Here is a 26611-nt window from a genome sequence, read left to right as displayed (position 1 = left end):
CGTCCTTGAATTGGGGTCAGGGTTGATGGTCGGGGTGGACAGAGGGCAGCGTTGAAGCAGCAGCCGGAGCTGCCCGGGTGGAGCTTTGAGGGAATTTCAGTCGGAGCGGGGTCAGGGGAGGGCTGGGGTGCAGCCGCAGGTGCGGCCGATATGCAGGCGGTGCCGGCACACCAAGGAGGTGTAACTGCGGGACGGGGCTTCAAGGCGTTTGAGCAGCATGGCGAAGGCCTCGTGGGCCATTTCCTGCTGCGGCTGGACGATGCTGGTCAGGTTGATCAGCCCGGAGCGGCTGTGCGGCAGCCCGTCGCAGCCGGCCACGGCCACGTCCTCCGGGATCCGCAGGCCGCGGGCCAGGGCGTATTCCATGACGCCGATGGCGAGTTCGTCGCTGCCGCAGACCACAGCTTGCGGCGGCGTTCCGGAGGCGAACAGGCGTTCCGCAGCCAACCGGCCGCCTTCGTTGTTGACCCGGGTGCTGATCTTGCGGTCGCCGTTGATGACGACGCCGGCGGCGGCCGCCGTCCGCACGAAGGCCTGTTCCCGGGCCAGGGACGCGGTGGAAAAGCGGGGGCCGATCACGGTGGCGATCTCGGTGTGGCCGTGGCCGAGCATGTGTTGCATCAGCAGCGTGGCCGCGGCGTCGTCGTCGATCCCGACAAAGTCGGCGTCGAGGAAATCGGCCCGGCGTGACAGGCAGACGTAGGGAATCCGGGCGGCCCTCAGGGTGCGGAGGGCGCGCGCGTCGTCACGGAGCGAAGCGGCGAGGATGACGCCGTCCACGCTGCGGTTCGCCAGCGTGGACGTGACCTGGGCCAGGATCTCCGGATCGTCCTGGGTGGTGGCAACAAAGACCTCGTAGCCGGAATCGGCCGCGGCGGAAATGATGCCCTGGGCCCAGCGCGGGAACATCGGGTTAATGATGTTCGGCAGGATCAGGCCGATCACGCGGGTACGCTGCAGATCTGTGGACTGGGAGGACTTACGGGGCCTGAAGCCCAGCTCGTTCGCCACGTGGATAATGTGGCGCCGGGTTTCCGGCGAGACGCCGGCCTTGCCGTTGAGGACGTAGGACACCGTGGCGGACGAAACCCCCGCGGCGCGGGCGACGGCGGCCGCGGATACCGGCGCAATAGGGCCATCGGAGGCAACGGTGGTGGCTTGCTCCTGCACTCTGACCCTCCTTCGCGTCGGTTTCCGTCCCTGTGACCTCAGTTACAGTAATGAGCCTGCGCAGCGTTAAGCAACGTTAAGTGATTCGGCTTCAAACGGCCCTGGTATCGCAGCCTGCCGAGGGGGCATGTCCATCCTTGGCCTCTACGCCGCAGGGGACATATCCAGCCCAGGCTTCGAGCGATGGGCATATTCGGATTATGTCCAGTTGTCCGCATCAAGGATGGGCATGTCCCGGGGTGTTGGTTTCCAAGGGGGACGGCATGTCCAGTTGCCAGCGTGGGCGGAGGGCATGTCCAGCAGTCCAGGAGTAAGCCCGCCGGCAACCGCGCGCGGGGGACTCCGGCCCTAGACAGCAGTTTCGCCGTGGGCAAACATGGAGCCAAAGGGGCCAAATCCAAAGTTGAGCGGGATAGACTCAACTTTGACGACAGTCTTATCCCGGAAGGAGCTCTCTTTGGACGCCAAATTCACCACCAAGAGCCAGGAGGCTCTTTCGGCAGCAGCCATGAACGCCTCGACGGCCGGCAACCCGCAGCTGGAACCGGCGCACCTGCTCAAGGCGCTGATGGACCAGCGCGAGGGGGTCGCCGTCGCGCTTCTCCGCGCCACCGGAACCGATCCGGATGCTGTCAGCGTCCAGGCCAGCTCCGCCATCAAGTCCCTGCCGTCCACCTCGGGCAGCTCCGTGCAGCAGGCCCAGCTCTCCCGCACCGCGATGCAGGCCATCAAGAACGCCCAGAACGAGGCGGAGCGGCTTGGGGACACTTTCGTCTCCACCGAGCACCTGCTGCTGGGCCTCGCCTCCGGCAACGACGACGTCGGCCGGCTGCTCCGCGACGCCGGTGCCTCGCACGAGGCGCTGCTCGCGGCCCTCCCCGGGGTCCGCGGTGACCGCAAGGTGGACAACGCCGACCCCGAGAACACCTTCCAGGCGCTGGAGAAGTTCGGCACCGACCTGACCGCGATCGCGCGCTCCGGCAAGCTGGACCCGGTGATCGGGCGCGACGCCGAGATTCGCCGCATCATCCAGGTCCTCAGCCGCCGCACCAAGAACAACCCCGTGATCATCGGCGAGCCCGGCGTCGGCAAGACCGCCGTCGTCGAAGGCCTGGCCCAGCGGATCGTGGCCGGCGACGTGCCGGAGAGCCTGCGCGGCAAAACCCTGATCGCCCTGGACCTGGCCTCGATGGTGGCGGGCGCCAAGTACCGCGGCGAATTCGAGGAACGGCTCAAGGCGGTACTGGAGGAGATCAAGAACTCCGAGGGCCAGATCGTCACCTTCATCGACGAGCTGCACACCGTGGTGGGTGCCGGCGCGTCCGGGGACAGCTCGATGGACGCCGGCAACATGCTCAAGCCCATGCTCGCCCGCGGTGAACTCCGGCTGATCGGCGCCACCACGCTGGACGAGTACCGCGAGAACATTGAAAAGGATCCGGCCTTGGAGCGCCGCTTCCAGCAGGTCTTTGTCGGCGAACCGAGCGTGGATGACACCATCGGCATCCTGCGCGGGCTCAAGGAACGCTACGAGGCGCACCACAAGGTCTCCATCTCCGACTCCGCCCTGGTGGCAGCCGCGACCCTGTCCAACCGGTACATCTCCGGCCGGCAGCTGCCGGACAAGGCGATCGACCTCGTGGACGAGGCCGCGTCCCGGCTGCGGATGGAGATCGATTCCGCACCCGAGGAGATTGACCAGCTGCGCCGCCAGGTGGACCGGCTGACCATGGAGGAACTGGCCCTGGCCGGCGAGACCGATCCGGCCTCGGAGGAACGCCTCGCCGCCCTGCGCGCGGACATGGCGGACAAGAAGGAAGCGCTCGCTGCCCTCAATGCCCGCTGGGAGGCCGAAAAGGCGGGCCTGAACCGGGCCGGCGACCTGCGCGCCAAGCTGGACGAGCTGCGGTCAATGGAGGAAAAGGCCGAGCGCGAGGGCGACCTTGAGACGGCGTCCCGGATCCTCTACGGCGAGATCCCGGCGCTGGAGCGTGAGCTGAAGGCCGCGGCGGAGGCCGAAGCGGCCGTGCCGGACAAGTCCGGGCAGATGGTGGCCGACGAGGTCACCGCGGACGACATCGCCGAAGTGATTTCCGCCTGGACCGGCATCCCGGCCGGGCGCATGCTGCAGGGCGAGAGCCAGAAGCTGCTGGAGATGGAGCACGTCCTGGGCGAGCGGCTGATCGGCCAGACGAAGGCCGTGACCGCGGTGTCCGACGCCGTGCGCCGCGCCCGCGCCGGCATCAGCGATCCCAACCGGCCCACCGGGTCCTTCCTCTTCCTGGGCCCCACCGGCGTCGGCAAGACGGAGCTGGCCAAGTCGCTCGCGGACTTCCTCTTCGACGACGAGCGGGCCATGGTGCGGATCGACATGTCCGAGTACTCAGAGAAGCACTCCGTGGCGCGGCTGGTCGGGGCGCCTCCGGGCTACGTGGGCTACGAGGAGGGCGGCCAGCTGACCGAGGCCGTCCGGCGTCGTCCGTACTCCGTGCTGCTGCTCGACGAGGTGGAGAAGGCGCACCCGGAAGTCTTCGACATCCTCCTGCAGGTGCTCGACGACGGCCGCCTTACCGACGGCCAGGGCCGCACCGTGGACTTCCGCAACGTGATCCTGGTCCTGACCTCCAACCTGGGCAGCCAGTTCCTCGTGGACCCCAACCTGGACGCCGCCGCCAAGCGGGATGCGGTCATGGCCACGGTGCACGCCTCCTTCAAGCCGGAATTCCTGAACCGGCTCGACGAGGTGGTGCTGTTCGACCCGCTGACCGTCGAGGAGCTTGCCGAGATCGTGGAGCTGCAGGTCAAGGAGCTGGCCGAACGGCTCAAGGGCCGCCGGTTGACCCTCGAGGTGTCCGAAGGCGCCCGGGCCTGGCTGGCTGTCACCGGCTTCGATCCCGCCTATGGCGCCCGGCCGCTGCGCCGCCTGGTGCAGCGGGAGATCGGCGACCGGCTGGCCAAGGCCATCCTCGCCGGCGACATCGCCGACGGCGACACCGTGCTGGTGGACACCGCCCCGGACCTGATGGAACTCACCATGGGCGGGACCGAGGCTTCGGCGCGGCCCGACGGCGGGGCCTCCTCCGGCAGCGGGCTCTCGGTCCGCCGCAAGGGGTAGCCGACACACGCCACCCTTTGCTGCCGGGTTCTGCCGGGGGCTGCCAGCCACACGAATTGGGCTGGCAGCCCCTTTTTGCTGGGCTGCCTCGAGGCGGGCTGCCGGTCAGTCCAGGCAGAGGCAGAACGGGTGGCCGGCCGGGTCCAGGAAGACCCGGAAGGTGGTCCCCGGCTGATGCTCGTGCTTCCTGGCGCCCAGCTCCAGGGCCGCGGCCTCGGCGGCGTCGAGGTCATCGACCACGAAGTCGAGGTGCATCTGCTGCGGGACGTCCTGGCCGGGCCACTGCGGCGGGGTGTAGGACTCCACCCTCTGGAAGCTCAGCGAATCGCCGTAGTCGGCGCGGATGGAGCACCAGTCGTCGTCGTCCTGCTCCACCTTCCAATCCAGCAAGGCGCCGTAGAACCCGGCCAGGGACTTGGGGGCAGGGCAGTCGAGGACAACCACCGGGAAGCGTGCGATAGCCATGGCCACACTCTAGGACCATTTCCGGCGGATCGCACCGGACGCGGCGGACGGGGCGGGAACTGCCGCCGGGGGTCTTGCCCCCAGATGCCGGTGCGGGTAACAATGTTCCGGCCGAATCCGGCCGACCCGAAAGGAATTCCTCCATGAGTGCGCGGGATACCTCATCCGTCGGTGCGCCGTGCTGGGTGGACAGCTGGCAGCCCGATCCCAGGGCCGCCAAGGACTTCTACGGCCAGCTCTTCGGGTGGACGTTCGATGACCCCCTCCCGATGTCGCCCGGTCTCGACGGCGACTACTACCGCGCGCGCCTGCGCGGGGAGCTGGTCGCCGGCATCGGGCAAGCGCCGCCGCTGTCACCGCCGGGCTGGCTCACCCACATCCGCGTCGACGACGTCGGGGAATCCCTGGCCTGCGCCGAGCGGGCAGGAGGCAAACGCCTCGGGCCGGGTAATGTCGGCCCCGGGGGCGGCTTTGCGGTGCTCGTCGACCCTGCCGGCGTCCCGTTCTGCCTGCGGCAGGCGGGTGCGAACGACGGCGTCGGGCTGGCCGATGAGCCGAACTGCTGGGCCATGAGCTCGCTCCACACTACCGACGTCGGAAGGGCCCAGGCCTTCTACGGGGCCATGTTTGGCTGGGAGCTCAAAGCGGTGCCTCACGCTGCGTTTTCACTCTGGCTCCGTTCGGGCCGGGTCGTCGCCGTCGTGACGGCCACCGACGGCGCCGAGGTTCCGCCGCACTGGAGCGTCAACTTCGCCGTCCGCGACGCCGACGCCACCGCGGAGCGTGCGGTCGCCCTGGGCGGTAGCGTTTTGATGGCGCCGGCGGATACTCCGGGATTTCGGAGCGCCGTGATCCGGGACCCGCAAGGCGCCGTCGTCGCGGTCAGTGCAGCCAGCGGCTGATGCGCGCTGCCGGCGGTGGCCGGCTCCCTACCGACTTTGCTTCCGGCCCACCATCTCGGTGATCCAGACGGGCGCGAACGGAGACGTGCAGTTCGGCGGAGTCGGGTAGTCCTTCAGCACCTCGAGGCGCTCGCCGATGCCGATGGCCCGGGCGCGGTGCTCGGCGTGCTCGATCCCGATCTGGGCGAGGCAGTGGTTCATCGCCCACTGCAGACGGTCAGGCGCGTCTTTCATCTGCGCCTCGATGACATCGAGCAATCCCGGGAGGTCCAGGCCCTCAGGCTTTTTTGCGACGCGTTCGGTGGTGAGCGCCCAGCCCGCACTGGCCACGACGGGGTCCGGGTCGGCGGACCAGAGCAGGCGCAGCTCCTCGGCGTGCGGGTTCGCCTTCACCACGTAGTTCAGCAGCCAGTCGTGCACCTTGGGAATGCGCGCCTGGCGCATCATGAGGTCCAGGTCCTCGAGCTCGAACGCCTTAGGCCGGCAGATCAGGGTCGCCAGCAGTCTCGCCGCGGTGTCACCCGTCGCCCAGAGCTGCCGCGCGAGGTCCTGTTGCGTCTTCAACCGCTTCGCGAGGGCGCGCAGTTTGCCCAGGTTCACGCCGTGGTCGTCGCCGTGTTTCTCGTTGATGCGCCGGGCGTTCGGGTCCTCAAGCCCGGCCAGCTCCGCCATCACCTGGGCGAGTGTCATCTCGGTCAAAGCCGCTCCTCCTGTCCGTCAGAGCCGGGGGATCAGGGATTCCTTGATGACGTTTCCGCCGTCGGCCACGAAGTAGCAGTCCACCCGCCGGTCGCCGGTGCCCCAGCTGGAGGAGCTGGGGTAGGCCAGCTTGTAGCTGAACTGGTAGTCGCCGGATTTGTCGGTGAGCTGGGCCGCCTTGCAGGTGTCCAGTGCCTTCTGCTTCAGCGGGTCGCGGCCCGGGTAGGAGTCCGACGCGGCGTAGTTGTCCACTGCCACCAGCTGGGCTGAGTGCCCGGTGTCGCAGGCGACGACGGTGGAAGCCTGGGCGTTCGCGTCGAAGTCCTTGAAGCAGTCGCCGAGCTGGAAGTCCATCGGGTTGACGCCTTCCAGCGGCAGCGGGCCGCGGGTTGCCGGCGCCGCGGACGAGGCTGCGGCCGCCGGGGCCGGGGAGGTGCCGGCCTGCGGTTGTTGCTTTGCGGTTCCCAGCGCGGTCAGCCACCAGATCACCAAGCCCAGCACGACGACGGCGGCCAGCGCGGCGCCGACCTTCGCCAGGCCCAGCCGGTAAGCACCGGCCCACACGGCACGGCCGAACCGCCGTGCAGCGGCCCACAGCCTGCCACCCAGCCGCCGGGCGCGGGGACCGAGTTGACCGGTCTTGAGCTGCGCCGCTTGTGCGGACAGCAGCTTGCCCAGTTGGGAAGCGCCGGAGGTGGTCTTGCGGTTGCGGGTCTTGGCGGCGGTGCTTCCGCCGGCACCGGCCGACGGCGACTCCGGGGTTTCGGGCCCTGTCGCGGCGACCTGCCTTGCAGGACGTTCCGCGGCGTCGGCGCGCGGGACCAGAGGCACGGCAGAGGTCGGCGGTGCGGTTGGCCGCGGCGGAATGCGTACGGAAGAGGGGACGCGCGCCGGTGGGGCCGGGACCGGCCGCTCGCCGGCGTCGTTCGCGGGGAAAACCTCAGGCATTCCGGCATCGCCGCGCCTGGCGTTCTCGTCGCTCACAGGCTTTTCGGTCACTCGGGAATTCACCTCTTCCGTGCGTATTCGCCGGGGCTGGACGTCCGGCTCGGGTCCCGCTTCCGGGAGCCCATCAAGAGACTCTATCGAAGTTGCGCGCCGGGCCGCATGCGGTGGCGCGCAGGCCGGGTGCGCGGTCCGGGCGCGGCGTGAGGTACGACTCCGCCCGCAGGCGCCCGGCCGGCAAGCAGTCATAGCCGAAAGCATGTAATCTAGGTGTACGACAAATTGACCAAACATTCCGGGGCCTCACTAACGCCAATGGTGACCACCTCCGGTCCGAGTACAAAAGGGGGTCACGCCATGGGGCGCGGCCGTCAAAAGGCAAAAGCTACCAAGCAGGCTCGGGATATCAAGTACTATTCCCCGAACACTGACTACACTGCGCTTCAGCGTGAGCTCAAGAGCTCCGAGGGTCGTGCACCGAGTCGTTTTTCGAGTGAGCCGGTTGAGCCGGACTATTCGGCCTACGTGGATAAGTACGCGGACGATGTGGAAGAGGACGACGACGAGGTAAATTCCCGTCGGATCGGTTAGTCGACACTTCATCCGGTAAGTCCCTCCCGAGCGGACTGCCCATCACATGATTTCGGCCCGTCGGCCATGCCCTGTCTGGGGTGTGCCCGGCGGGTTTTTCGCGTCTTCCGGCGGACCCGCCCACGGCGGGCGTGGACCGGTTGCTGGGTCCCGCGCCGGGGGATAACTTGGGGTTGCCGGGGTGTCCGGCGTTTCTCCCGGAGAGGACTTCCATGGCCATTCGTTCAGGGTATGCCGAGGGCGAGGTCTGCTGGGCCGACCTCCAGACGTCGGATGTGGCAGCCGCCAAGGAGTTCTACGCGGAAATCTTCGGCTGGCGGTACGAAGACCTGCCCACCCCGGATGGCCGTAGCTACGCCAAGGCGTTCCTGGGCGAGGAGCTGGTGACGGTCATTGCGCCGCAGAACCCGCACCAGCTTCAGGCTGCTGCGGCGGGCCAGTGGAACGTCTATTTCGCCGCCGACGACGCCTCCGGGCTCGCCGCCGAACTGCCGCACGCCGGAGGGACGCTGGAGTTCGGCCCGGAGGCCGTGGCGGACACCGGCGTGATGGTCTTTTTCGCCCCGCCCGGCGGAGGCACCACGGGCGTGTGGCAGGCGGGCACCCACTTCGGCGCGGCACGGAGCGAGGAGCCTGGGGCTTTGGCCTGGGTCGAGCTGCTCACTCCCGAGCCGCAGGCCGCCGTCGGGCTCTTCCAGCAGCTGTTCCGCCACGAGGTGACCGAATACCCGCAGGACGACGGCGGTACCTACACGACCCTGATGGTGGGCGGCGCCGAGGTGGCCGGGATCGCCACGGTTCCCGCGGCTGAGCGCAACCTCGAACCGGGTTGGCAGGTGTATTTCGGCGTCTCAAGCGTGGCTAAGGCCGTGGCCGCCGCGCGCGCGGCCGGCGGCGTCGTCCTGGTAGAACCGGAAGAGGACGACGAGGCCGGTGCCATTGCCACGCTCCGGGACCCGCAGGGCGGCGTGTTCAGCGTTCTGGAGGTTTAAACAGATCGAGTGCCCCATAGGTGCCGTTTTGGAACTGCTAAACGTCACTTATGGAGCACTCGATGAGGTTTAGGGGTCAGGCGTAGGCGTTGACCATCCGGACGGCGCCGCCGTCGACGCCCTTGGCGCCCTGGACGTAATCCGGGCCGGTCTTCACGACCGAGTCGGAGTTCTCCCCGACGGTGCCCATGATCCACGAGGGCAGGCCGCGGGCGTTCAGGTGGTTCACCGCGGCGTCGGCGGCCTCCGGGGACACGATCGCCACCATGCCCACGCCCACGTTGAGGGTGCGCTCCAGGTCGGCCAGCGGGACGTTGCCCAGCTCGGAGACCAGCTTGAAGATGGCCGGCAGTTCCCAGGTGGCGCGGTCCACGGTGGCCAGCAGGCCCTGCGGCAGGACGCGGGCCAGGTTGGCGGCGAGCCCGCCGCCGGTGACGTGGCTGAAGCCGTGGACGGCCTGGCCGGCGGCGGAGCCGTCAACCGGGAAGGTGCGGGCCAAGTCGAGGCAGTCCGCGGCGTACACGCGGGTCGGCTCCAGGAGCTCCTCGCCCAGGGTGCGCTCGAATTCGGAGACGTGGCGGTCCAGCGCCCAGCCGGCGTGGTTGACGACGCGGCGGACCAGCGAGTAGCCGTTGGAGTGCAGGCCGGAGGAGGCCATGCCGATCACCACGTCGCCTGCCCGGACGCGGTCCGGGCCCAGCAGCGACTCGGCTTCGACCACGCCGGTGGCGGCGCCGGCGACGTCGTACTCGTGCTCACCCAGCAGGCCCGGGTGCTCGGCGGTCTCGCCGCCCACCAGGGCGGTGCCGGCGACCGAGCAGGCGGCCGCGATGCCGCGGACAATGTCCGCGATGCGCTCGGGGACGACCTTGCCGCAGGCAATATAGTCGGTCATGTAGAGCGGCTCGGCGCCCACCACCACGATGTCGTCCACCACCATGCCCACCAGGTCGAAGCCGATAGTGTCGTGGATGTCCATGGCCTGGGCGATGGCAACCTTGGTGCCCACGCCGTCGGTGGAGGTGGCCAGCAGGGGCCGCTTGTAGGTCAGCAGCTTCGACACGTCGTACAGGCCGGCAAAGCCGCCGACGCCGCCGATCACCGAGGAGTTGTGGGTCGCCTTGACGGCGTCTTTCATGAGTTCGACGGCGCGGTCGCCCGCTTCGACGTCGACGCCGGCGGAGGCGTAGGTGATGCCGGTGTTGGCGGCGTCGTTCGTGTCAGCGGCCGGGGAGGCGGAAGTCATACTGGCTCTTTCTTGTCGGCATCAAGCTTGTCGGCGGGTACGCGGTCGGCGTCGGTGAGCAACTCTTCGAATTCGGCATCCGGTCCGGGATCGCAGCCGGTCGCACCGGCCTTCTCGGCCGGGTCCTGATCGGCGGGGATGGCGGCGTCGGACGCAGCGTTGGCGGCGGCGTCAGCCGCGGAGGAACCGGCGGAGGGGTTCCCCGCGGCGGAAGCCACGGCGGGCGCGGAAGACCCGGCGGAGGTTCCGGTTGCCGGCAGGCCGCCGAGATCGGTGCGTTCCAGCAGGTTCTTGCCGAGCTTGTCGGCGCCGGGCAGCTCGATCGGGTACTGCCCGGTGAAGCAGGCGGTGCAGAGGCGTTCGCGCGGCTGCCGGGTGGCGCCGATCATGCCGTCCTCGGAGATGTACGCGAGCGAGTCCGCGCCGATGGCCTGCGAGATTTCCTCGATGGTGGCGCCGTTGGCGATCAGCTCCGCGCGGGAGGCGAAGTCGATGCCGTAGAAGCAGGGCCACGTCACCGGCGGGGACGAGATCTTCACGTGCACGGCGGCGGCGCCGGCCTCCCGGAGCATCCGCACGATGGCGCGCTGGGTGTTGCCGCGGACGATCGAGTCGTCGACCACCACCACGCGCTTGCCGCGGATCACGGACTCGAGTGCGTTGAGCTTGAGCCGGATGCCGAGCTGGCGCAGGGTCTGCGAGGGCTGGATGAAGGTGCGGCCCACGTAGGCGTTCTTGACGAAGCCGTGCGCGAACGGGATGCCGGATTCCTCGGCGTAGCCCACAGCTGCCGGGGTGCCGGATTCCGGCACCGGGATGACGATGTCCGCTTCCTGGGTGTTCTCGCGGGCCAGCTGGCGGCCCATTTCCACACGGGATTCGTACACGGAGCGGCCGGCGATCGCGGCGTCCGGGCGGGCGAGGTACACGTATTCGAAGACGCAGCCGGCCGGCGTCGGCTCGGCGAAGCGCTGGGAGCGGACGCCCTGCTCGTCGATGGCGATGAATTCGCCCGGTTCGATCTCGCGGATGAAGCTCGCGCCCACGGTGGCGAGGGCGGACTGCTCGGAGGCGACCACCCAGCCGCGTTCCAGCCGGCCCAGGACCAGCGGGCGGATGCCGTAGGTGTCGCGGGCGGCGTAGAGGGTGCCTTCGTCCATAAAGACGAAGCAGAAACCGCCCTTGATCTTGGGCAGCAGCTCCAGGGCAGTCTGTTCGAGGGTCTTGCCCTCCTCGCCCTCCAGCAGGGCCGTGACCAGGGCGGTGTCCGAGGTGTTGCCCTGCTTCATTTCGCCGGTGAGCTGGCCGCCGTTGCGGTCCACGATCATGGCCTTGAGCTCGGCGGTGTTGGTCAGGTTGCCGTTGTGCGCCAGGGCGACTGTGCCGGTGGCCGTCGCGCCCAGGGTCGGCTGGGCGTTGGCCCAGTGGCTCGCCCCGGTGGTGGAGTAGCGGCAGTGGCCCACGGCCAGGTGCCCGGTCAGGGTGTTCAGCGTGGTCTCGTCGAAAACCTGGGACACGAGGCCCATGTCCTTGTAGACGTTGATCCGCTTACCGTCGCTGGTGGCAATACCAGCCGACTCCTGACCGCGGTGCTGCAGCGCGTACAGCCCGTAGTAGGTGAGTTTTGCTACCTCTTCGCCGGGAGCCCAGACCCCGAAGACGCCACATGCGTCCTGCGGGCCTTTTTCGCCAGAGAGAAGATCATGAGAAAGTTTTCCATCGCCGCGTGCCACTGGTCGATTATCTCACGTTGTGCGCTAGGACTTTTCCGGGGGCCGGTTTATGACCTGCCGGGCTGCTGGCCGGACCGCTCAGGCGCGGTCCTCGCCGTCGGTGTCCGGCACCGAGTCCGGGACGGACTCGACGACGGCGCGCTCGGCGCGGCGGACGCTCAGCCGGTCCAGCACCAGTGCGACGGCGGCGCCCACGATCGCGCCGCCGGCGATGCAGAAGGTCAGGAAGAAGCCGAAGACGGAGTTGGCGTCATAGCCCTCGTCGCCGGGCAGGCCGTAGGCGATGATGGCCGCCACCACGACGCCCAGCAGGCCGCCCAGGATCAGGAACGGCACGTACTTCGGAGCGCGGCGGACGGTGACGGCGCGGCGTTCGGGCGCAACGGGGGTGTCTTCAGGAGCCATGCCATTAAGCCTACTGCCCGCGCAGCCCCGCGGTTTCGCCGGCATTTCCGCGGCGGTTCCGGACCGATGCTACGCGGATCCGCGGGGCACCTGTCCGTATCCGGAGCGGAATTCCGGGACCCTAGCGGGAACTCCGACGGCGGCGCACACTAAGGGATGGGGGAGGGTGCGGTCCGGACAGGTAAAGGACGCACCATGTCAGTAGCAGCGGACAGTATCCCTGACCGGCAGCGCATCATCTGGGACCAGTTCGCGGCGGGCTGGAAGAAGTGGGACGCCGAACTGCTTGGCTGGCAGGCTCCGTTTGGCGACGCCGTCATCCAGGATGCCCGGCTGCATCCGGACTCCATTGTGCTCGACGTCGCGTCAGGGACCGGGGAGCCCGGGCTCACGGCGGCCGCGCTGGTGCCGGACGGCGAGGTGGTGCTGACGGACATCTCGGCCGGCATGCTGCACGTCGCGGAGGAGAAGGCATCCGCCCGCGGGCTGGCGAACGTGAGCTTCACCGCCTGCGACGCCGCGGAGCTGCCCTTTGACGACGCCACGTTCGACGCCGTGCTGTGCCGTTTCGGCTTCAACTACTTTCCCGACATCCGGTCCGCCGTGCGGGAAATGGTGCGGACGGCCAAGCCGGGGGCGAGGATCAGCGCGGCCGTCTGGGGCCGGACCGCGGAAAATCCCTGGGCCACCCTGGTTCTTGGCACCCTTGCGCAGCACACGGAGCTGCCGCGTCCGCCCGGTGTGATGCCGGGGCTGTTCCGTTGCTCGACACCGGGCTTTATGACCCGGCTGTTCCGGGACGCCGGCCTGGTGGACGTGGCCGAGCGCAAGGTCAGCACGGACCTGGTGCACGACTCCCCGGAAAGCTACTGGGAGTTCATCACTGACATTGCCATCACGGTGGCCACGGGGCTGGCGAAAGCGGACAAGGAGGCGCGGTCGCTGATCCGCTCCGACGTGTTCCAGCTGCTGGGCCGCTACGAGCACCGGGGCGCGCTCAGGCTCCGGTCGACGGCGACGATTGTGGCGGGCACCCGTGCCTAGGCACTTGTCCGCGCCGGTTTCCGCACCGGTTTCGGACCGATGCACCCCGGATCCGGGCCGCGGATGTCCGGAACCGCCGCGGATTCCCAAGGCGGGCGCGGATGTCCGGCGCCGGCGCGGCTCACCGGGATCACCGGCGGCAGGCCGGCCGGACCAGCCGCGGGACCCGATGGGCGGTGAGAAAAGCCTCGAATCTCGCCGGCCGGGAGATCTCTGTCCAGGTCCAGCGGATGACCCGCCGCCCGGTCGCCCGGATCCGGTCCTCGCGGGCCTTCTCGTCGACGACCACCTCGGAGGGGGTCCGTCCCTGCAGGTACTCGGCCTTCTGGTACTTGACCCGGCCGTCGAATTCCCCGCACAGCCGCTCCTCAGGCCACTCGAAATCCGTGTAGGCGGCCAATCCGCGGGCGTCGCGGATGGCGGTCTGCAACCGAGGGGGCTCGAACCCCAGCCGGTGCATCAGGGCGCGGCTCACCGACTCCCCGGGGGATCCCGACTCCGGGTCTGCGAACTCGATCGCGGCGCGGATTCTGCGTCCCGCGGCCGCGCTGTAGTTGGACCCGATGCCACCGTTGAGCTCCTGCTTGCCCAGTGCGGGCAGCCCGGGCTGAGGCCGCAAAACGTGGTCGAGCGCCGCGACGGCCTGTTCGAATGACTCGAACGCCGCCAGGTCCAGGACGGTCCGGAGCCGCCCTGTGACCAGCAGCCCCCGGCGTTCTTCGATCTGCAGGGTCAGCGGATCGGTGTAATGCCGCCGCACGCCCGCCCGCGAGCGGCCGCCGCCGTCGTCGGGCGTGCAGGCATGCACCAAGGTGGGGCGGCCCAGCACGGGAAGGTCCCACAGCGCGGCCGAGGACTTCCGGCAGAACACGGTGCGGCTTTGCAGCGTCGAGGCGGCCGCCTGGATCAGGAGCGGGTACCGGTCCCAGCCCGGCAGCGCGTCCCAAGCCGCCGCCTGGACGTAGACGCCCCGCCTGATGCGGCGCAGTTCGCCCGCCGCGGCCCGGCGGGACAGTTCGCGCGCATCCCGGCCGAGCCGTGCCGGGTCGCTGCTGAGGATGAGCGCGGGAAGTTCCATAAGCCGATGCTGGCGTTCTGGACGGTCGCCGGCAACGGGCCCGGCGGTGGATGTGGACAAGTGCCGCTGCGGCTGCGGACTTCCGCTGCGCTTTCGGACGGGGGCAGGCCGGATCGGGTGCGCGCCGGTCCGGAACCGGCGCGGATTTCCGGAACTGGCGTGGTCCTAGATGCCCAGCTCATCCTTCAGGGCGGCCACGTGGCCCTCGGCCTTGACCTGGTACTTGGCCAGCTTCACCTTGCCCTCGGGGTCAAGGACGACGGTGGAGCGTACGATGCCCTCCCTGACCTCGCCGCGGACCAGTTTCTCGCCCCACGCGCCGTAAGCGAGGGCCACGGAGTGGTCCTCATCGGCCAGCAGCGGGAAGGTCAGGGCGTAGTCGCCGGTGAAGTGCGCAAGCGCCTCGGGGCCGTCGGGGGAGATGCCCAGCACCTCGTAGCCTGAACCCTCCAGAGAGGCCAGGTTGTCGCGGAAGTCGCACGCCTCGGTGGTGCAGCCCGGGGTGGCAGCCTGCGGGTAGAAGTACACAATGACGTTCTTACCTCGGTAGTCGGCCAGCGCAACCGGTTTACCCTCGGCGTCGGGCAGGGTGAAATCGGGTGCGGGGGTTCCGGGCTGGAGCTTGACGGGGTTCTGGCTCATAGGAAGTCCTTCGGGGATGGCTGGAATGGAATCTGTGGTGCACAACACCGGTGGCGGAATCACTATTCCGCCTGCCTGCCCAAGGTCGCGTCCGGCTGGGCAGACCCCCCGGCTGGGCAGGCCCTCAGGCCGGGCCGCTGATGACCCGGGCCCGTCCGGCCAGCAGCCCCACCAGCGAGAGGACCGCCATGATGCCCGCGGTCACGAGGAGCGGCAGCGTCCAGCCGTCGGTGAGGTCGTGAAGGGCGCCGAACAGGACCGGCCCCACCGCGCTGAGCCCGTAGCCGACCGACTGTGCCATGCCGGACAACGCCGCCGCCTGCGGGTGGTTCACGGTCCGCAGGCTGAACAGGGACAGGGCAACGACGATCAGGCTCCCGCAGCCCATGGCCCCCAGGACGATCCACAGCAGCACGAGCTCCGGCGCCAGGGTCAGCCCCAGGAACGTCGCCACCGTGAGCGCGCCGCTGGTGAAGGCCACCAGCCGCTGGTCGCGTCCGCGGTGCAGGATCCCGCCGGCGGCAAGGCTGGCGAACACGCTGATCAGCAGGAAGACGGACAGGTGGATCCCCGCGGTCGTGGCCGGGACGCCGCGGCTTTGCTCGATGGTGGGCAGCCACGCCATCAGGACATAAAAAGCGATCGACTGCAGCCCCATGAAGATCGTCACCTGCCAGCCCAGGGCGGAGGTCCAGGGTGAGCGGTAGGCAACCTTCGGCGCGGCAGCGTGGGCAGCACCGGACCGGTGACGGCGCAGCCACGGCAGGAGCACCGCCATGGCGACCAGCGCCAGCCCCGCCCAGATTCCGAGGGCCAGCCGCCAGCCCGCGGGCGATGTTTGCGCAACGGGAACGACGACGGCGGCGCCCACCGCTGCGAATGCGGCCTGGGCGGCGGTATAGCCCCCGGTGACCTGGCTGACCCGCAAGGGAAAGTCGCGCTTCACCAGCGAGGGAACCAAGACGTTGAGGAAGGCGATGGCGAGCCCGATCAGCGCGGTGCCGGCCCAGATGACACCGGCCAGGGGCAGGGAGCGCAGCACGATGCCCGCGGCCAGGATCAGCAGTGACGTCCAGAGCGCCCGGTCCAGGCCAACCCTGGCCGCGAAACCGGGTGCCAGCGGCGAGAAGACGGCGAATGCCATGAGCGGAAGGCCCGTGAGGAACCCGGCTGCGGCGCTGGAAAGCCCGAGGTCGCTGCTGATGTTCCCCAGCACGGGCCCGACGCTGACAAAGGACACCCGGAGGTTGACCGCAATGAGCAGCACGCCGATGAAGGCGATGCCGATCCTGGTGGTGCGGTCGGCCGCGTTCCGGGTGACGGTCGGCGTCACGGCCTGTCCGCCCGGCCGGACGCGGGCTGCTCGGACGTCCGGCCGGACGCGGCGCGCGCCCACTCGAAGGCCGTTTCCGCCGGCGCCTGGTATTCCAGGCCGATGCGGCCCTCGTAGCCGAACTCGCGGCTGCGGGCGATCCAGTCGGCCAGCGGGAGCCGGCCCGTTCCGGGAGCCCCGCGGCCGGGAGAATCCGCGATCTGGACGTGGCCGAAGTCCTTGGCGTGCCGTTCGATCACGGCGTCGACGTCGTCGCCGTTCACCGAGAGGTGGTAGAAATCGGCGAGCAGCCTGATGTTTGCCGCGCCGGTCTCCTCCTTCACCCGGGCGATCACGCGCAGGGCGTCGTCGGCGGTGCGGAGCGGGTAATCCGGGGCGCCGCTGACCGGTTCGAGCAGCACAGTGCCGCCGATGCGGGCCACGGCGGCCGCCGCGGCGGTCAGGTTCTGGACGGCGAGGTCGTCCTGGGCCTCGGGGGCGTGCCCGGGCAGCCGGTTGCCGTAGAGGGCGTTGAAGGAGGTGCATCCGAGCCGTCCGCCGATCCCGGCCACGACGTCGATATTGTCCCGGAACTCGGAGGACCGCCCGATCCAGGACACCAGCCCGCGGTCGCCGGCGGGCATGTCGCCGGCGTTGAAGTTCAGGCCGACCAGCTGGACCCCGGCGTCCGTGATCGCGCGCTCGAAGCGGCTGAGTTCGGCGTCGCCCGGGACGGAGCGTGCGAACGGCCACCAGAACTCGACGGCGTCAAAACCGGCAGCCTTCACCGCGGCCGGCCGCTCCAACAGCGGCAGTTCGGCCAGCATGATGGAGCAATTCACGGAAAAGGTCATGAGTGATTCCTTCAGATGCAGGCGGAGGCCTTACCGCTTCGTGGGGTCCTTGCGGGCAGCCAGGCCGACCAGCGCCCCGACGGCCACCCCGATCAGCAGCCCGGTAAATGGCTTGTCCGCCGTGGCCACGCCGACGGCAAAGCCGAGGGCGGCGCCAACCAGCATTCCGATCCACAGCCTCTCGTACTTCACAGCCTCAGGCTAGCAAGGCAACACCCTATAGTCGGATCATGGAACAAAGAATCTTGGGCAAGACCGGTCGGAACGTCTCCATTGTCGGGCTGGGCACGTGGCAGCTCGGCGCGGACTGGGGCAACGTGGACCCGGCGCAGGCGCAGGCCATCCTGGCCGCCTCCGCGGAAGCCGGTGTCACGTTCTTCGACACCGCGGACGTGTACGGGGACGGCCGCAGCGAGCAGGCCATCGGCGCTTTCCTGGCGGACAACCCCGGCCTGGACATCACGGTGGCCACCAAGATGGGGCGCCGGATGGAGCAGCAGCCGGAAAACTACAACCTCGCCAACTTCCGCGAATGGACGGACCGGTCCCGGCGGAACCTCGGCGTCGAGCAGCTCGACCTGGTCCAGCTGCACTGCCCGCCCACCGCCGTCTACAGCAACGCCGAGGTGTACGACGCGCTGGACACCCTGGTGACCGAGGGCGTCATCCGGAACTACGGCGTCAGCGTCGAGCGGACCGACGAGGCGCTCGAAGCGATGCGGCACGACGGCACGGCCACCGTGCAGATCATCCTCAACGCCTTCCGGCTCAAGCCGCTGGATGAGGTGCTGCCCGCGGCGGCGGCCGCCGGCGTTGGCATCATCGCCCGTGTGCCGCTCGCCTCGGGGTTGCTGTCCGGCAAGTACACGGCGGACACCTCCTTCGCGGCGGACGACCACCGGAACTACAACCGCAGCGGCTCGGCGTTCGACGTCGGGGAGACCTTCTCCGGCGTCGACTTCGAAGAGGGCCTCAAGGCGGTGGCCGAGTTCCAGGAACTGGTGCCCGACGGCGTCAGCACCGCCCAGGCTGCCATCGCCTGGATCGCGGCGCAGGAGGGTGTCAGTACGGTGATTCCGGGGGCCCGGAACGTCGAGCAGGCGCGCGCGAATGCCGAGGCGGCGTCGGTCAGCGGCATTGACGCAACGTTCGACGTCGGCGTCCACGAAATCTACGACCGCTACTTCCGCGCGTCGATCCACCCGCGCTGGTAGCCGGCCGGCGCTACTCCGCCGGGTACCAGACCCGGTGTCCTTCGACGCGGGCGAACGAGGTCAGGGTGTGCGGTTTGGCGGACTTTTCGCTCATGATGTCCAGGACCTCGACGTCCCGGACCAGCAGCGCGTCACCGATCAGCGACCGGTGGCACCGCCAGGGGACGGCCTCCGCGCACATGATGGCCGCATCGTTGGTCCGCCCGCGTTCCAGCAGCTGGCCGACGGCGGCGGCGAACTCCTCGGTCTGCATGTAGTCCGCGTAGCCCCGGAACGATGCGTTGCGCCACGCGCCGTTGGGGCTGTCCTTGGTGGTGTGCCGCAGTCCGCCGAGCGCCTCCATCCGGCGGTAGGTGATGCCGCTGGCCCGCACGCTCGCCGCGAGTTCATCCGCGTTGAACTGCGGGTTGTGCCGCGACTTGGGGACGGTGCGCACGTCGATCAGCTTCTTGATGCCGTGGGCCTTGAGGATGCCGATGAATTCGTCGATGGGATGAGTGGAATGCCCCACCGTAAAGATGGTCGTGTCCGTCATGTCCCCATGCTAGGGCGGTGCGGGCCGTGCGGCGCGGGCGCGGCGCCGCGGGCGCGGCGCTTGCGGGACGTGCGTGGGCGGGCAGGGCGCGGATAGTCTGGTGGACCGAGAAGATGCCAAGGGAACGGGCCTGGAATGACTGCACCCTCGATCGATGACTTTGTTGGGCGGCTCGCGTCCGTGCGGACCGGGCCGGGGTGCGCCAACTTCTTCGACCACTCCGAGCCCGCGAACGAGCAGCGCCGGCGGAACCTGGCGATCTACCTGCAGGAAATGCGGGACCGTTCACCGAAGGTGCTGCTGGTGGGCGAGGCCCCGGGCTTCAGGGGCATGCGGCTCACCGGGGTCCCGTTCACCAACCGCACCATCCTCGAGGGGCCGGCCAACGCTTTTGGCCTGTTCGGGCCGGGCAAGGGCTACGTGCTGCCGCCGGACGCTGCGGGTATTGCCGCGGAGCCGACGGCGACCGTGATGTGGGAGGTGCTGACGGAGTTGGACTTCCTCCCGCTGCTCTGGAGCGCCTGCCCCTGGCATACGCATGTCCCGGGGCGGCCGCTGTCCAACCGCACTCCCACGGCATCGGAAGCTGCGCTGGGGACCCCGTTTTGGCAGGCGCTCGCCGCGGAGTTCGGGATTGAGACGGTGGTGGCAGTGGGCAACGTGGCGCACCGCAGCCTGCAGCGCAGCGGCCTGGACGTGCCGAAAATCAGGCATCCGGCCCATGGCGGACGGTCCGGGTTCAAGCGCGGGCTGGAGGAACTGATCGCGGCCGGCGTCGGCCGCTGAGTCCAGGGCGTGCCTGCCCGATAGTGTGGGGAGGCGTGTATCCGCGGATGAAAGGCAGTGCCATGAGTGATCCGAACCAGCCAGCCAACGACCCCGCCGGCCTGCGGGGTCCGGGCGACCCCGAGGCCGCCAAGGAACGCCAGCAGCAGTCCCAGCCGGACGCTGCGGAAGCCCGCCCGGAGCAGGCAGAGCCCGCGCCCGAGCCCGCGAAAATGCCCGGGGAACAGGCCGTCTCCGGCAGCGCCGGCAACATCCGCGAGGAACAGCTGACCCAGGCCGCCGGCACGGTCCCGGCCGCGTACGTGGGGTCCGGAGACCCGACGTCGGGCGACAAACCGGAAGACGCCGTCGACTCCGCCGGCGGCTGGGACGACGAAACGTAGCCGTCCCTCCTTGCCGCAAAGGGCACAGAAAAGCCAGGGGGATCGCTCCTGGCATTTCGGTATGGCAAGCAACGACCGGGCATCAGGGTAGGGCGCCGGCCGGGACCTGGGTTACGGCGTCAGCGCCAGAGAGTTGCCACCTGGCTCTTCTCCCAGCGGGTCCAATCGGACCAGTGGTTGCCGACACGGACGCGGAACGACACGAGCTGGTAGACCTTCTCGGGGCCGCGGCGGTCCTGGACACGGTCGTAGCTGTGGACGGTGGCCGAGTCGTGGCGGTGGTTGAAGGACTCCCGGAACGTTGAGCCGCCCAGGAAATCGTCGTGCCGGCGACCGCGCTCGTCTTCATAGCGCAGCTGCCTGATCTGGACGGTCTTGTTGTCCCGGCAGTCCACCTTGATGCGGAAATCGACCCAGTGGCTGCGGTCGGTGGGCTTCAGCGGGTCCACGGTGCAACCACGCACGGAGGTCGAGGCGTCGGCGGGTGCGGCCACGGCGACAGGGCCGCCGATCAGCCCCAGGGCGACGGCCGAGACCAGAGTGAACTTGGCCGTCCGGGGGCGGGTTTTGCTTGGTGATGGGGTAGTACTGGACATTTCTTTGGTGCTCCTACGCTGAGGATGCGGTTCTACAAGGGCGGACGGGGAGTGCCGGCTGCGGCCACGGCGGTGGTGCCGTGCACGTGGGGGGCACGCGTGTCCGGTGTTGATTAGCACGCCCGTGTTAAATCCGGGCTACAACCGGGCACTGCTCTTGGAGTTCCCGGTAAGTTAATCGTCCGCCCGTGGACGCGTCTGCGCCAGACCCCCGCGGCGCTTTCGGAAAACCGCTGCGGAAACGGACGGACGCACCCCGGATCCGGGGTGCGTCCGTCCGGAACCGGCGCGGAAAGTGCGGCGGCGGCGGGGCCTACTTCGCCAGGAAGCCCAGCAGTGCCTCGTTGACCTCGGCGGCGTGGGTCCAGAGCATACCGTGCGGGGCGCCGTCGATCTCCACGTACTCGGCCTCCGGCAGGGCCTTGGCGAAACGGCGGCCGGTGACATCGATCGGCAGGATCTGGTCCGCGGTGCCGTGGACAATCAGGGCCGGGACATCGATCTTGGGGATGTCGCCGCGGAAGTCGGTGAGCCAGGTGGGCTGTGCGGCCGCGGACGCCGTCGGGCCTCCCGCGGTGGCGAGGTTCCAGCCGGCCCGCATGACTTCCTCGCTGAGCCGCGGCGTGCCCAGGAAGGTCTCGCTGTTGTAGAAGTTCTTGAAGAAGTCGGTGAAGAAGGCGTAGCGGTCGGCCGTGACCGCCTCCATCAGGCCGTCGAACACGGACTGCGGGACGCCGTCGGGGTTGTCCTCCGTCTGCAGCAAGTACGGCTCCAGCGAGCCGAGGAACACCGCCTTCGCCACCCGCTCCGAGCCGTAGCTGCCCAGGTAGCGGCCCACCTCGCCGGTGCCCATCGAGAAGCCCACCAGCACGGCGTCGTTCAGGTCCAGGCTGGTTATCAGGGTGTTCAGGTCGGCGGCGAAAGTGTCGTAGTCGTAACCGTCGGTGGGCTTGCTGGACTGGCCGAAGCCGCGCCGGTCGTAGGTGATCACCCGGTAGCCGGCGTCCAGGAGCGCCGCGGTCTGCTTCTCCCAGGACGAGCCGTCCAGCGGATAGCCGTGGATCAGGACCACCGGCTGCCCGGTCCCGTGGTCTTCGTAGTAGAGCTCGACGTCGGTGCTGTTCTCGGTTCCAACCTTGATGTATGCCATGAAGCGTTCCTCTCGGTACGGTGTGAAGTCAGTGCGTGCGTCCCGTCGGCGGGCCCCACTGTAGGGAACTAACGCGTCCGGGCGGCAGGGTGTTCCATGGGAATCCCGCCCGTCCAAGCCACCGGCTGGACGGACGGGACTGTGAGGGGATGTGGAACTTCGGCTACTTCAGTGCCGCGCAGACATCCACCTTGGTTCCCGAGGTGCTCTGGAGGGTAAAGACACCAGTGGCGTCGACGGTGTACACAATCCGTCCGACATACTGCACCGTCGTCGGCCCGGCAGGGAAGTCGCTGGGGAAGAGAATCAGTCCGTTGTGGCCGGTGGCCGTGACAGTCGAGACGCCTGTGTCGTTGTTGATGCTTGTGCGGGTGACCGATCCGTTGCCTTTGAAGGAGATTGACTTGCCCGTGCTTACGTTGGTGTAGGTCAGGTTATAGCCTTTGCCGGCTTCGATGATCCTGACTTTCAAGCCGTTCTCGTCGAAGAATTCTTTCGTATGGCGTTTAGAGTCTGTGCCCCGCACACTGAGCGGGAAGCTGCAGCCTTCGCCTGCGGGAAGGTCGACGATCAGATCTTTGGGCGGTCCGCTTGGAGGGGCCGCGCTGGCGCCTGGAGCTGAAAGGAGGGCAGCCGCTAACACGGCCGCTGTTGCCATGGGTGCTGTTGTCCAAAGGTTCATCTGAGGTTCCTGACATGCTAGGGAAGCGAAGCTTCCGGTTGGAGGCGCACCGCCAGGTTGAGCAGTTGAGGCAGCTCGCCGGGACGCTCAAGGTAGGACTGGCTCCGGAGGCTGTCAATGGGTCTCGGGTTTAGCCGGGGCCCAACCCGCCGTTCCATGGAGTTGCGCACAATACCCCCCGGGGTATACTGGAGCTACAGACCACCGAGGTCGCAGACCTACAAAAGGGAGACACCAGATGTGCCGTCAGGTTGCATGCAAGAAGTGCGGTAAGACCACTTGGGCCGGTTGCGGCCAGCACGTTGACCAGGTTATGCGCGGCGTCAAGAGCGCCGACCGCTGCAAGGGCCACGCCGACGAGCCCAAGACTGGCTTCTTCGCCAAGCTTTTCGGCCGCTAGGCACCTCGCGCGACACGGAGATTTCTCCAAAGGGGCGGCGGGAGTATTCCCGCCGCCCCTTTGCGTCCCATTTGGGAAGACGACGGCGGCGTCCGTCGAGTACCTTCGCGAAGTGGATCGTCCCGGGGCATAAGCTGAACAGCGAAGTTCGCAACTGCGGGCGGTGTTTGGGGTACTCGGGGGTAAACATGTACGGCGATGTCCTTGGCGAACTGAGGCTTGGGCACCTGTTTCAAGCTGCGGGCGTCGCCCCGGATGACGTCGTGGTCATTCGACACACACTCACCTCTGACGGGCTGACCAGCCAGAGTGAGGCCGAGGGGCCGAAGATGCTGACCTACACGCGTGAGCAGGGGTTGCGTAATAAGCTCGGGCAGTCCCCTCCGAAGCTCTGGCTGAATTTTCTCGCGACCACTGGCCGCCGTGCACGGTTCCTGACCGCCTACGAGAACCACGGAGAGGTGTCGGGGGAACGCACTGAGAAGCATCGCTATTTTGACCTACGACCTTCTCCCGTCTTCTCGGCGCACGCGCAGCGCCTTGTGATTGAGTGGACAGCCGATACTGTGAACTGGGCTAAAGCTGGCAAGCATGCCCTTACGATGCCGGTCGTCGAAATTTCGGACCCGAAGTCGGAGTCGTTTCCTGGGTTCGACTCAATTCTGGTCAATCTCAATGAGCTCATTGCCATCATTGAAGATGATCGCTACCGGCAATGGCGGACGGCGCTCAGCTCAGTGCAGGGCATCTATCTCATTGCTGACACCAAAACCGGGAAGCTCTACGTGGGTAAGGCCGACGGGGCCGAGCGTTTTCTGGGTCGTTGGGGCGCGTACGCTCGAAACGGCCATGGTGGCAACGTCGCCCTCCGCGAACTAGACGGAGTCGATATGGCCCATCGGCATCATTTTCAGTTCAGCATCCTGCAGGTCTTTGCGCCCAGCGCCCCCGCGGCGCAGGTGGATGCTGCCGAAGTGCACTTCAAGAAGGCCCTGCTTACCCGACAATTTGGCCTTAATCGAAACTAGGCGCGGGCAGGAACATCAGCTTTCCGCTATTAGGCTGGCAGCTATGCCGAAGAAGATAACCGTCAGCCTGCCGGACGCGACCCTGCGCGACTACCTGAAGCCCCACCCGGACGTCACCGTCCTCGAATGGGACCTGACCGGGGAGCCGCCGCGGCCGGAGATCGACATTGTCGTCCCGCCGTACATGGGCGGTTCGGCGGCCCTGGGCGCACTGGCGGCCGTGAAAACCGGTCTGGTGCAAAGCCAGTCGATCGGCTACGACGGCGTTCGCGACGTGCTGCCCGCCGGACACGTGTTTGCCAATGCCGCGGGCGTCCACGAGGCGTCCACTGCCGAACTGTCCCTGGCACTGATCCTGGCCAGCCAGCGCGAATTCCCCCGGATGCTGCAGAACCAGCAGGAGGGCCGCTGGGAGACCCGTCCCACCGCCAGCCTCGCGGACCGGCGCGTGATGATCGTCGGCTACGGCGGCGTCGGCAAGGCGATCGAGGACCGGCTGCTGGCCTTCGAAACCACCGTGACCCGCGTGGCCAGCAAGGCCCGCTCCGACGCGCGCGGCCAGATCCACGGCATCGACGAGCTGCACAGCCTGCTGCCGGAGCACGACATCGTGGTGGTGGTGGTCCCGCTCAGCGACTCCACCCGCCACCTGATCGACGACGCCTTCCTCGCTGCCATGCCCGACGGGGCGTTGCTGGTCAACGTAGCCCGCGGCCCGGTCGCGGACACCGAGGCCCTGGTGAAGCACACTGCCTCCGGCCGGATCCGCGCCGCCCTGGACGTCACCGACCCCGAACCGTTGCCCGAGGGCCACCCGCTGTGGAGCACCCCCGGCGTCATCATCAGCCCGCACATCGGCGGCGCCTCCTCGGCCATGCGCCCGCGGATGGGCAAGCTCCTGCAGCGGCAGATCGAGCTCATGCTCGCGGACGAACCGCCGGCGAACGTGGTGATCGGCGGGTAGCCGGGTGCTCCGGGGGCGCTAGGGGCGCTACTTCGGCGTCCCTCTGTGGGCGAGCTGCTGTACCTGCCCTTGATGCACGCCGGCCAGGAAATCCAAGGGGGCCGAGGGGCCCAACCGCGGGTCGTCCGGCTCAGCGCCGTCGTGCATAGCCTCCACATACGCGCGGTCCTGGTTGATTCGCGCCGACAGCTGCTCGGCTCCGCCGACTGAGCCGTGACCGGGGACGACGGCGACGACGTCGCCGGCCACGCCCTCCAAGAGCAGCAGCGCGGCGAGGTAGTCAGCGATCGGATCCGCGGCCTTCAGATCGAGGAAGGGAATCAGGATGTCGGAAAGCATGTCCCCGGCGACGAGGACACCGCTCTCCTCGATCAGGAGCGCCGCGTGGCCCGCGGCATGGGCCTGGTGCTCGATGATCCGGACCGTGGGGCCATCCCAGGGAAGCTGCGCGGTTCCGGCGGGCAGGCCGGTGATGAGGCCCAGGAGTTCCATCGGGATCTCCCCGGCGAAGTCCGGCGGCAGCACTCCGGCCACGCGGGCCTTCCAGTCCGGCTGCGCCAGCAGGTCCTGGATCGGTGCCGCGCAGCGGGCGGTGGCGTAACGTGGCGCGTCGCCGAAGTCCGGGTGCCAGAGCACGTGGTCCCAATGCGGATGCGTCGAAAAGCCGGCCACGACGGGCTGGCCCAAGTCGCGAAGGTCGTTCGCGAGTGCGGCCATTTCGCCGCGCGTTATCCCGGGGTCGATGAGTAGCACACCGGCCCGGCCCTGCACGATGACGGAGTTGCTCTGCAGGAACTCGCTCTGGTGAGCCCAGACGCCCTCAGCGACTTGCTTCAGCACGGCACGCCTTCCCCTTGTGGTTTGCACTGGTGTTCGAGACGGTATTCCGGGCGGTCGTCGATCGCAAGCACTATCGGCAAGGCTGATGGGTGGCGCTGTACCCGGCAATGTAAGGATGACTTATGAGCAACGTCTTCCTCACTGGGCAACTTGTTTGCAGTGACCACGAGCAGGCCGCGGTGGTGGCACAGCTCCTACCCCTGCACATTAAGCTGACGCGCGCCGAGCAAGGATGCCTTTCCTTCGAAGTGAAACCCACCCAGAACCCGCTGATCTGGCAGGTCGATGAGCAATTCCAGGACGCCGCGTCGTTCCGTGCACACCAGAAACGGGTCGCCGAGAGCGAATGGGGCAGGGCAACTGCAGGCATCGCTCGACACTACGAGATTGAAGGCCTATAGCCCGTCTGATGCATGGCGGGGGTTCCGCGACCCCGAGTTGGATTGGCAGGAGGAGCGGCCGCCCGAAAAGTGAAACCGTCGCGGTGCTCCATCCATGCCGCTAAATGCCGATGAGCTGCCCCTGGCAACTCGGTGATACCACCCTCAACGTGCTCGGCGGATTAGACGCCAACGCCGCCGCCGGTCGCACAGGACGTCGCTGAAGATCGCCACCGCAGTTGGGGCAGGCCCGATTCTCGAAGCGGTCCACGCAATTCGGGCACCAAGTGCATTCAAACGTGCAGATGTAAGCCTCATCAGAGGGAGCGATGTCGCGGTCGCAACATTCGCAATTTGGGCGTATCTCAAGCATGCGACCACCCTATCCCAGGGTGCCGTGACGGCACGGCGTGCTTCGATCAGCCCGGTTAGCCCTGCAACAGGGGCAATTCGTGGCCCG

The 26611-nt window shown here is 68.2% G+C and carries 29 protein-coding genes; 11 read left to right on the top strand and 18 right to left on the bottom strand.

The annotated features are described in order from the left end of the window. Positions 1-111: 111 nt before the first annotated feature. Positions 112-1170 (bottom strand): LacI family DNA-binding transcriptional regulator, encoded by a 1059-nt coding sequence (locus AC1MED_RS16805; protein WP_479784521.1) that lies wholly within the window; start codon positions 1168-1170, stop codon positions 112-114. 457 nt (positions 1171-1627) lie between these two features. Between AC1MED_RS16805 and clpB the strand changes: the two genes are divergently transcribed. Further along, positions 1628-4285: an ATP-dependent chaperone ClpB gene (clpB, locus tag AC1MED_RS16800; protein ID WP_479784519.1), complete on the top strand. Its 2658-nt coding sequence runs from the start codon at positions 1628-1630 to the stop codon at positions 4283-4285. Between the two features lie 105 nt (positions 4286-4390). On the opposite strand, the gene AC1MED_RS16795 is transcribed toward clpB, so the two are convergent. After that, positions 4391-4750 carry a VOC family protein gene (locus AC1MED_RS16795; RefSeq protein WP_479784517.1) on the bottom strand — a complete coding sequence of 120 codons (360 nt, stop codon included), beginning with the start codon at positions 4748-4750 and terminating at the stop codon, positions 4391-4393. Between the two features lie 143 nt (positions 4751-4893). Here AC1MED_RS16795 and AC1MED_RS16790 point away from each other — a divergent pair, with 143 nt between their 5' ends. After that, complete coding sequence (locus AC1MED_RS16790; protein WP_479784515.1) at positions 4894-5652, top strand: VOC family protein; 759 nt, start codon at positions 4894-4896, stop codon at positions 5650-5652. 27 nt (positions 5653-5679) lie between these two features. Here AC1MED_RS16790 and AC1MED_RS16785 read toward each other — a convergent pair whose 3' ends face one another. Further along, on the bottom strand, positions 5680-6342 hold the full coding sequence (locus AC1MED_RS16785; protein ID WP_479786715.1) for a DNA alkylation repair protein: 663 nt from the start codon (positions 6340-6342) through the stop codon (positions 5680-5682). A gap of 27 nt (positions 6343-6369) precedes the next feature. Further along, positions 6370-7182, bottom strand: a complete 813-nt coding sequence (locus AC1MED_RS16780; protein WP_479784513.1) for a hypothetical protein — start codon at positions 7180-7182, stop codon at positions 6370-6372. Between the two features lie 471 nt (positions 7183-7653). On the opposite strand from AC1MED_RS16780, the gene AC1MED_RS16775 reads away from it, so the two are divergent. Next, positions 7654-7887: a DUF3073 domain-containing protein gene (locus AC1MED_RS16775; RefSeq protein ID WP_479782525.1), complete on the top strand. Its 234-nt coding sequence runs from the start codon at positions 7654-7656 to the stop codon at positions 7885-7887. Positions 7888-8099: 212 nt separating this feature from the next. Continuing rightward, positions 8100-8879 carry a VOC family protein gene (locus AC1MED_RS16770; RefSeq protein ID WP_479784511.1) on the top strand — a complete coding sequence of 260 codons (780 nt, stop codon included), beginning with the start codon at positions 8100-8102 and terminating at the stop codon, positions 8877-8879. Between the two features lie 76 nt (positions 8880-8955). Here AC1MED_RS16770 and purM read toward each other — a convergent pair whose 3' ends face one another. The 3 genes from purM to AC1MED_RS16755 form a co-directional block, all read right to left on the bottom strand. Further along, a complete protein-coding gene (gene purM / locus AC1MED_RS16765; RefSeq protein WP_479784509.1) occupies positions 8956-10125 on the bottom strand; it encodes a phosphoribosylformylglycinamidine cyclo-ligase in 1170 nt (389 codons plus the stop codon). Continuing rightward, positions 10122-11858, bottom strand: coding sequence for an amidophosphoribosyltransferase (gene purF / locus AC1MED_RS16760; protein ID WP_479784507.1), 1737 nt, complete (start codon positions 11856-11858; stop codon positions 10122-10124). Before purF ends, purM begins: the two co-directional genes overlap by 4 nt. A 78-nt stretch (positions 11859-11936) precedes the next feature. Further along, positions 11937-12263: a hypothetical protein gene (locus AC1MED_RS16755; protein WP_479782245.1), complete on the bottom strand. Its 327-nt coding sequence runs from the start codon at positions 12261-12263 to the stop codon at positions 11937-11939. Between the two features lie 195 nt (positions 12264-12458). Between AC1MED_RS16755 and AC1MED_RS16750 the strand changes: the two genes are divergently transcribed. Continuing rightward, on the top strand, positions 12459-13307 hold the full coding sequence (locus AC1MED_RS16750) for a class I SAM-dependent methyltransferase (RefSeq protein WP_479784505.1): 849 nt from the start codon (positions 12459-12461) through the stop codon (positions 13305-13307). A 130-nt stretch (positions 13308-13437) separates the two neighbouring features. On the opposite strand, the gene AC1MED_RS16745 is transcribed toward AC1MED_RS16750, so the two are convergent. The 5 genes from AC1MED_RS16745 to AC1MED_RS16725 all read right to left on the bottom strand — a co-directional run bounded on the left by AC1MED_RS16745 (position 13438) and on the right by AC1MED_RS16725 (position 17385). Further along, entirely contained in the window at positions 13438-14385 is a 948-nt protein-coding gene (locus tag AC1MED_RS16745) for a hypothetical protein (RefSeq protein ID WP_479784503.1), read from the bottom strand. Positions 14386-14550: 165 nt separating this feature from the next. After that, the gene (gene bcp, locus AC1MED_RS16740; protein ID WP_479784501.1) at positions 14551-15027 is read right to left on the bottom strand and encodes a thioredoxin-dependent thiol peroxidase; all 477 of its coding nucleotides are present in this window, start codon (positions 15025-15027) and stop codon (positions 14551-14553) included. A 124-nt stretch (positions 15028-15151) separates the two neighbouring features. Then, positions 15152-16360 (bottom strand): MFS transporter, encoded by a 1209-nt coding sequence (locus AC1MED_RS16735; protein WP_479784499.1) that lies wholly within the window; start codon positions 16358-16360, stop codon positions 15152-15154. Continuing rightward, positions 16357-17193, bottom strand: coding sequence for a hydroxypyruvate isomerase family protein (locus tag AC1MED_RS16730; protein ID WP_479784497.1), 837 nt, complete (start codon positions 17191-17193; stop codon positions 16357-16359). The genes AC1MED_RS16735 and AC1MED_RS16730 overlap by 4 nt, the downstream gene beginning before the upstream one ends. A gap of 30 nt (positions 17194-17223) precedes the next feature. After that, complete coding sequence (locus AC1MED_RS16725; RefSeq protein WP_479782236.1) at positions 17224-17385, bottom strand: hypothetical protein; 162 nt, start codon at positions 17383-17385, stop codon at positions 17224-17226. Between the two features lie 38 nt (positions 17386-17423). On the opposite strand from AC1MED_RS16725, the gene AC1MED_RS16720 reads away from it, so the two are divergent. After that, a complete protein-coding gene (locus tag AC1MED_RS16720; RefSeq protein ID WP_479784495.1) occupies positions 17424-18407 on the top strand; it encodes an aldo/keto reductase in 984 nt (327 codons plus the stop codon). Between the two features lie 10 nt (positions 18408-18417). On the opposite strand, the gene AC1MED_RS16715 is transcribed toward AC1MED_RS16720, so the two are convergent. Further along, complete coding sequence (locus AC1MED_RS16715) at positions 18418-18942, bottom strand: DUF488 domain-containing protein (protein WP_479784493.1); 525 nt, start codon at positions 18940-18942, stop codon at positions 18418-18420. Positions 18943-19077: 135 nt separating this feature from the next. Here AC1MED_RS16715 and AC1MED_RS16710 point away from each other — a divergent pair, with 135 nt between their 5' ends. Both AC1MED_RS16710 and AC1MED_RS16705 read left to right on the top strand, forming a co-directional pair. Then, positions 19078-19728, top strand: coding sequence for a uracil-DNA glycosylase (locus AC1MED_RS16710; protein WP_479784491.1), 651 nt, complete (start codon positions 19078-19080; stop codon positions 19726-19728). 62 nt (positions 19729-19790) lie between these two features. Continuing rightward, positions 19791-20111, top strand: coding sequence for a hypothetical protein (locus AC1MED_RS16705; protein ID WP_479784489.1), 321 nt, complete (start codon positions 19791-19793; stop codon positions 20109-20111). 119 nt (positions 20112-20230) lie between these two features. On the opposite strand, the gene AC1MED_RS16700 is transcribed toward AC1MED_RS16705, so the two are convergent. The 3 genes from AC1MED_RS16700 to AC1MED_RS16690 all read right to left on the bottom strand — a co-directional run bounded on the left by AC1MED_RS16700 (position 20231) and on the right by AC1MED_RS16690 (position 22515). Next, positions 20231-20707: a hypothetical protein gene (locus tag AC1MED_RS16700; protein WP_479784487.1), complete on the bottom strand. Its 477-nt coding sequence runs from the start codon at positions 20705-20707 to the stop codon at positions 20231-20233. 313 nt (positions 20708-21020) lie between these two features. Beyond that, positions 21021-21857: an alpha/beta fold hydrolase gene (locus AC1MED_RS16695; RefSeq protein WP_479784485.1), complete on the bottom strand. Its 837-nt coding sequence runs from the start codon at positions 21855-21857 to the stop codon at positions 21021-21023. A gap of 163 nt (positions 21858-22020) precedes the next feature. Next, positions 22021-22515: a hypothetical protein gene (locus AC1MED_RS16690; RefSeq protein ID WP_479784483.1), complete on the bottom strand. Its 495-nt coding sequence runs from the start codon at positions 22513-22515 to the stop codon at positions 22021-22023. 612 nt (positions 22516-23127) lie between these two features. On the opposite strand from AC1MED_RS16690, the gene AC1MED_RS16685 reads away from it, so the two are divergent. Together AC1MED_RS16685 and AC1MED_RS16680 are read left to right on the top strand one after the other, a co-directional pair. Then, entirely contained in the window at positions 23128-23967 is an 840-nt protein-coding gene (locus tag AC1MED_RS16685) for a GIY-YIG nuclease family protein (RefSeq protein ID WP_479784481.1), read from the top strand. A 43-nt stretch (positions 23968-24010) separates the two neighbouring features. Continuing rightward, positions 24011-24931: a 2-hydroxyacid dehydrogenase gene (locus tag AC1MED_RS16680; protein ID WP_479784479.1), complete on the top strand. Its 921-nt coding sequence runs from the start codon at positions 24011-24013 to the stop codon at positions 24929-24931. Positions 24932-24958: 27 nt separating this feature from the next. Here AC1MED_RS16680 and AC1MED_RS16675 read toward each other — a convergent pair whose 3' ends face one another. After that, on the bottom strand, positions 24959-25771 hold the full coding sequence (locus AC1MED_RS16675; RefSeq protein WP_479784477.1) for an MBL fold metallo-hydrolase: 813 nt from the start codon (positions 25769-25771) through the stop codon (positions 24959-24961). Positions 25772-25893: 122 nt separating this feature from the next. Between AC1MED_RS16675 and AC1MED_RS16670 the strand changes: the two genes are divergently transcribed. Further along, positions 25894-26172 carry a putative quinol monooxygenase gene (locus AC1MED_RS16670; protein ID WP_479784475.1) on the top strand — a complete coding sequence of 93 codons (279 nt, stop codon included), beginning with the start codon at positions 25894-25896 and terminating at the stop codon, positions 26170-26172. Positions 26173-26272: 100 nt separating this feature from the next. Here the strand turns inward: AC1MED_RS16670 and AC1MED_RS16665 are convergent, their stop codons facing one another. Continuing rightward, positions 26273-26524, bottom strand: a complete 252-nt coding sequence (locus AC1MED_RS16665; protein ID WP_479784473.1) for a DUF1272 domain-containing protein — start codon at positions 26522-26524, stop codon at positions 26273-26275. Positions 26525-26611 lie beyond the last annotated feature (87 nt).

It is taken from the genome of Arthrobacter sp. BI5 (assembly GCF_056680065.1).
The sequence above is the reverse complement of the archived record's forward strand: the minus strand, read 5'-3'. Positions and strand labels throughout refer to the sequence as shown.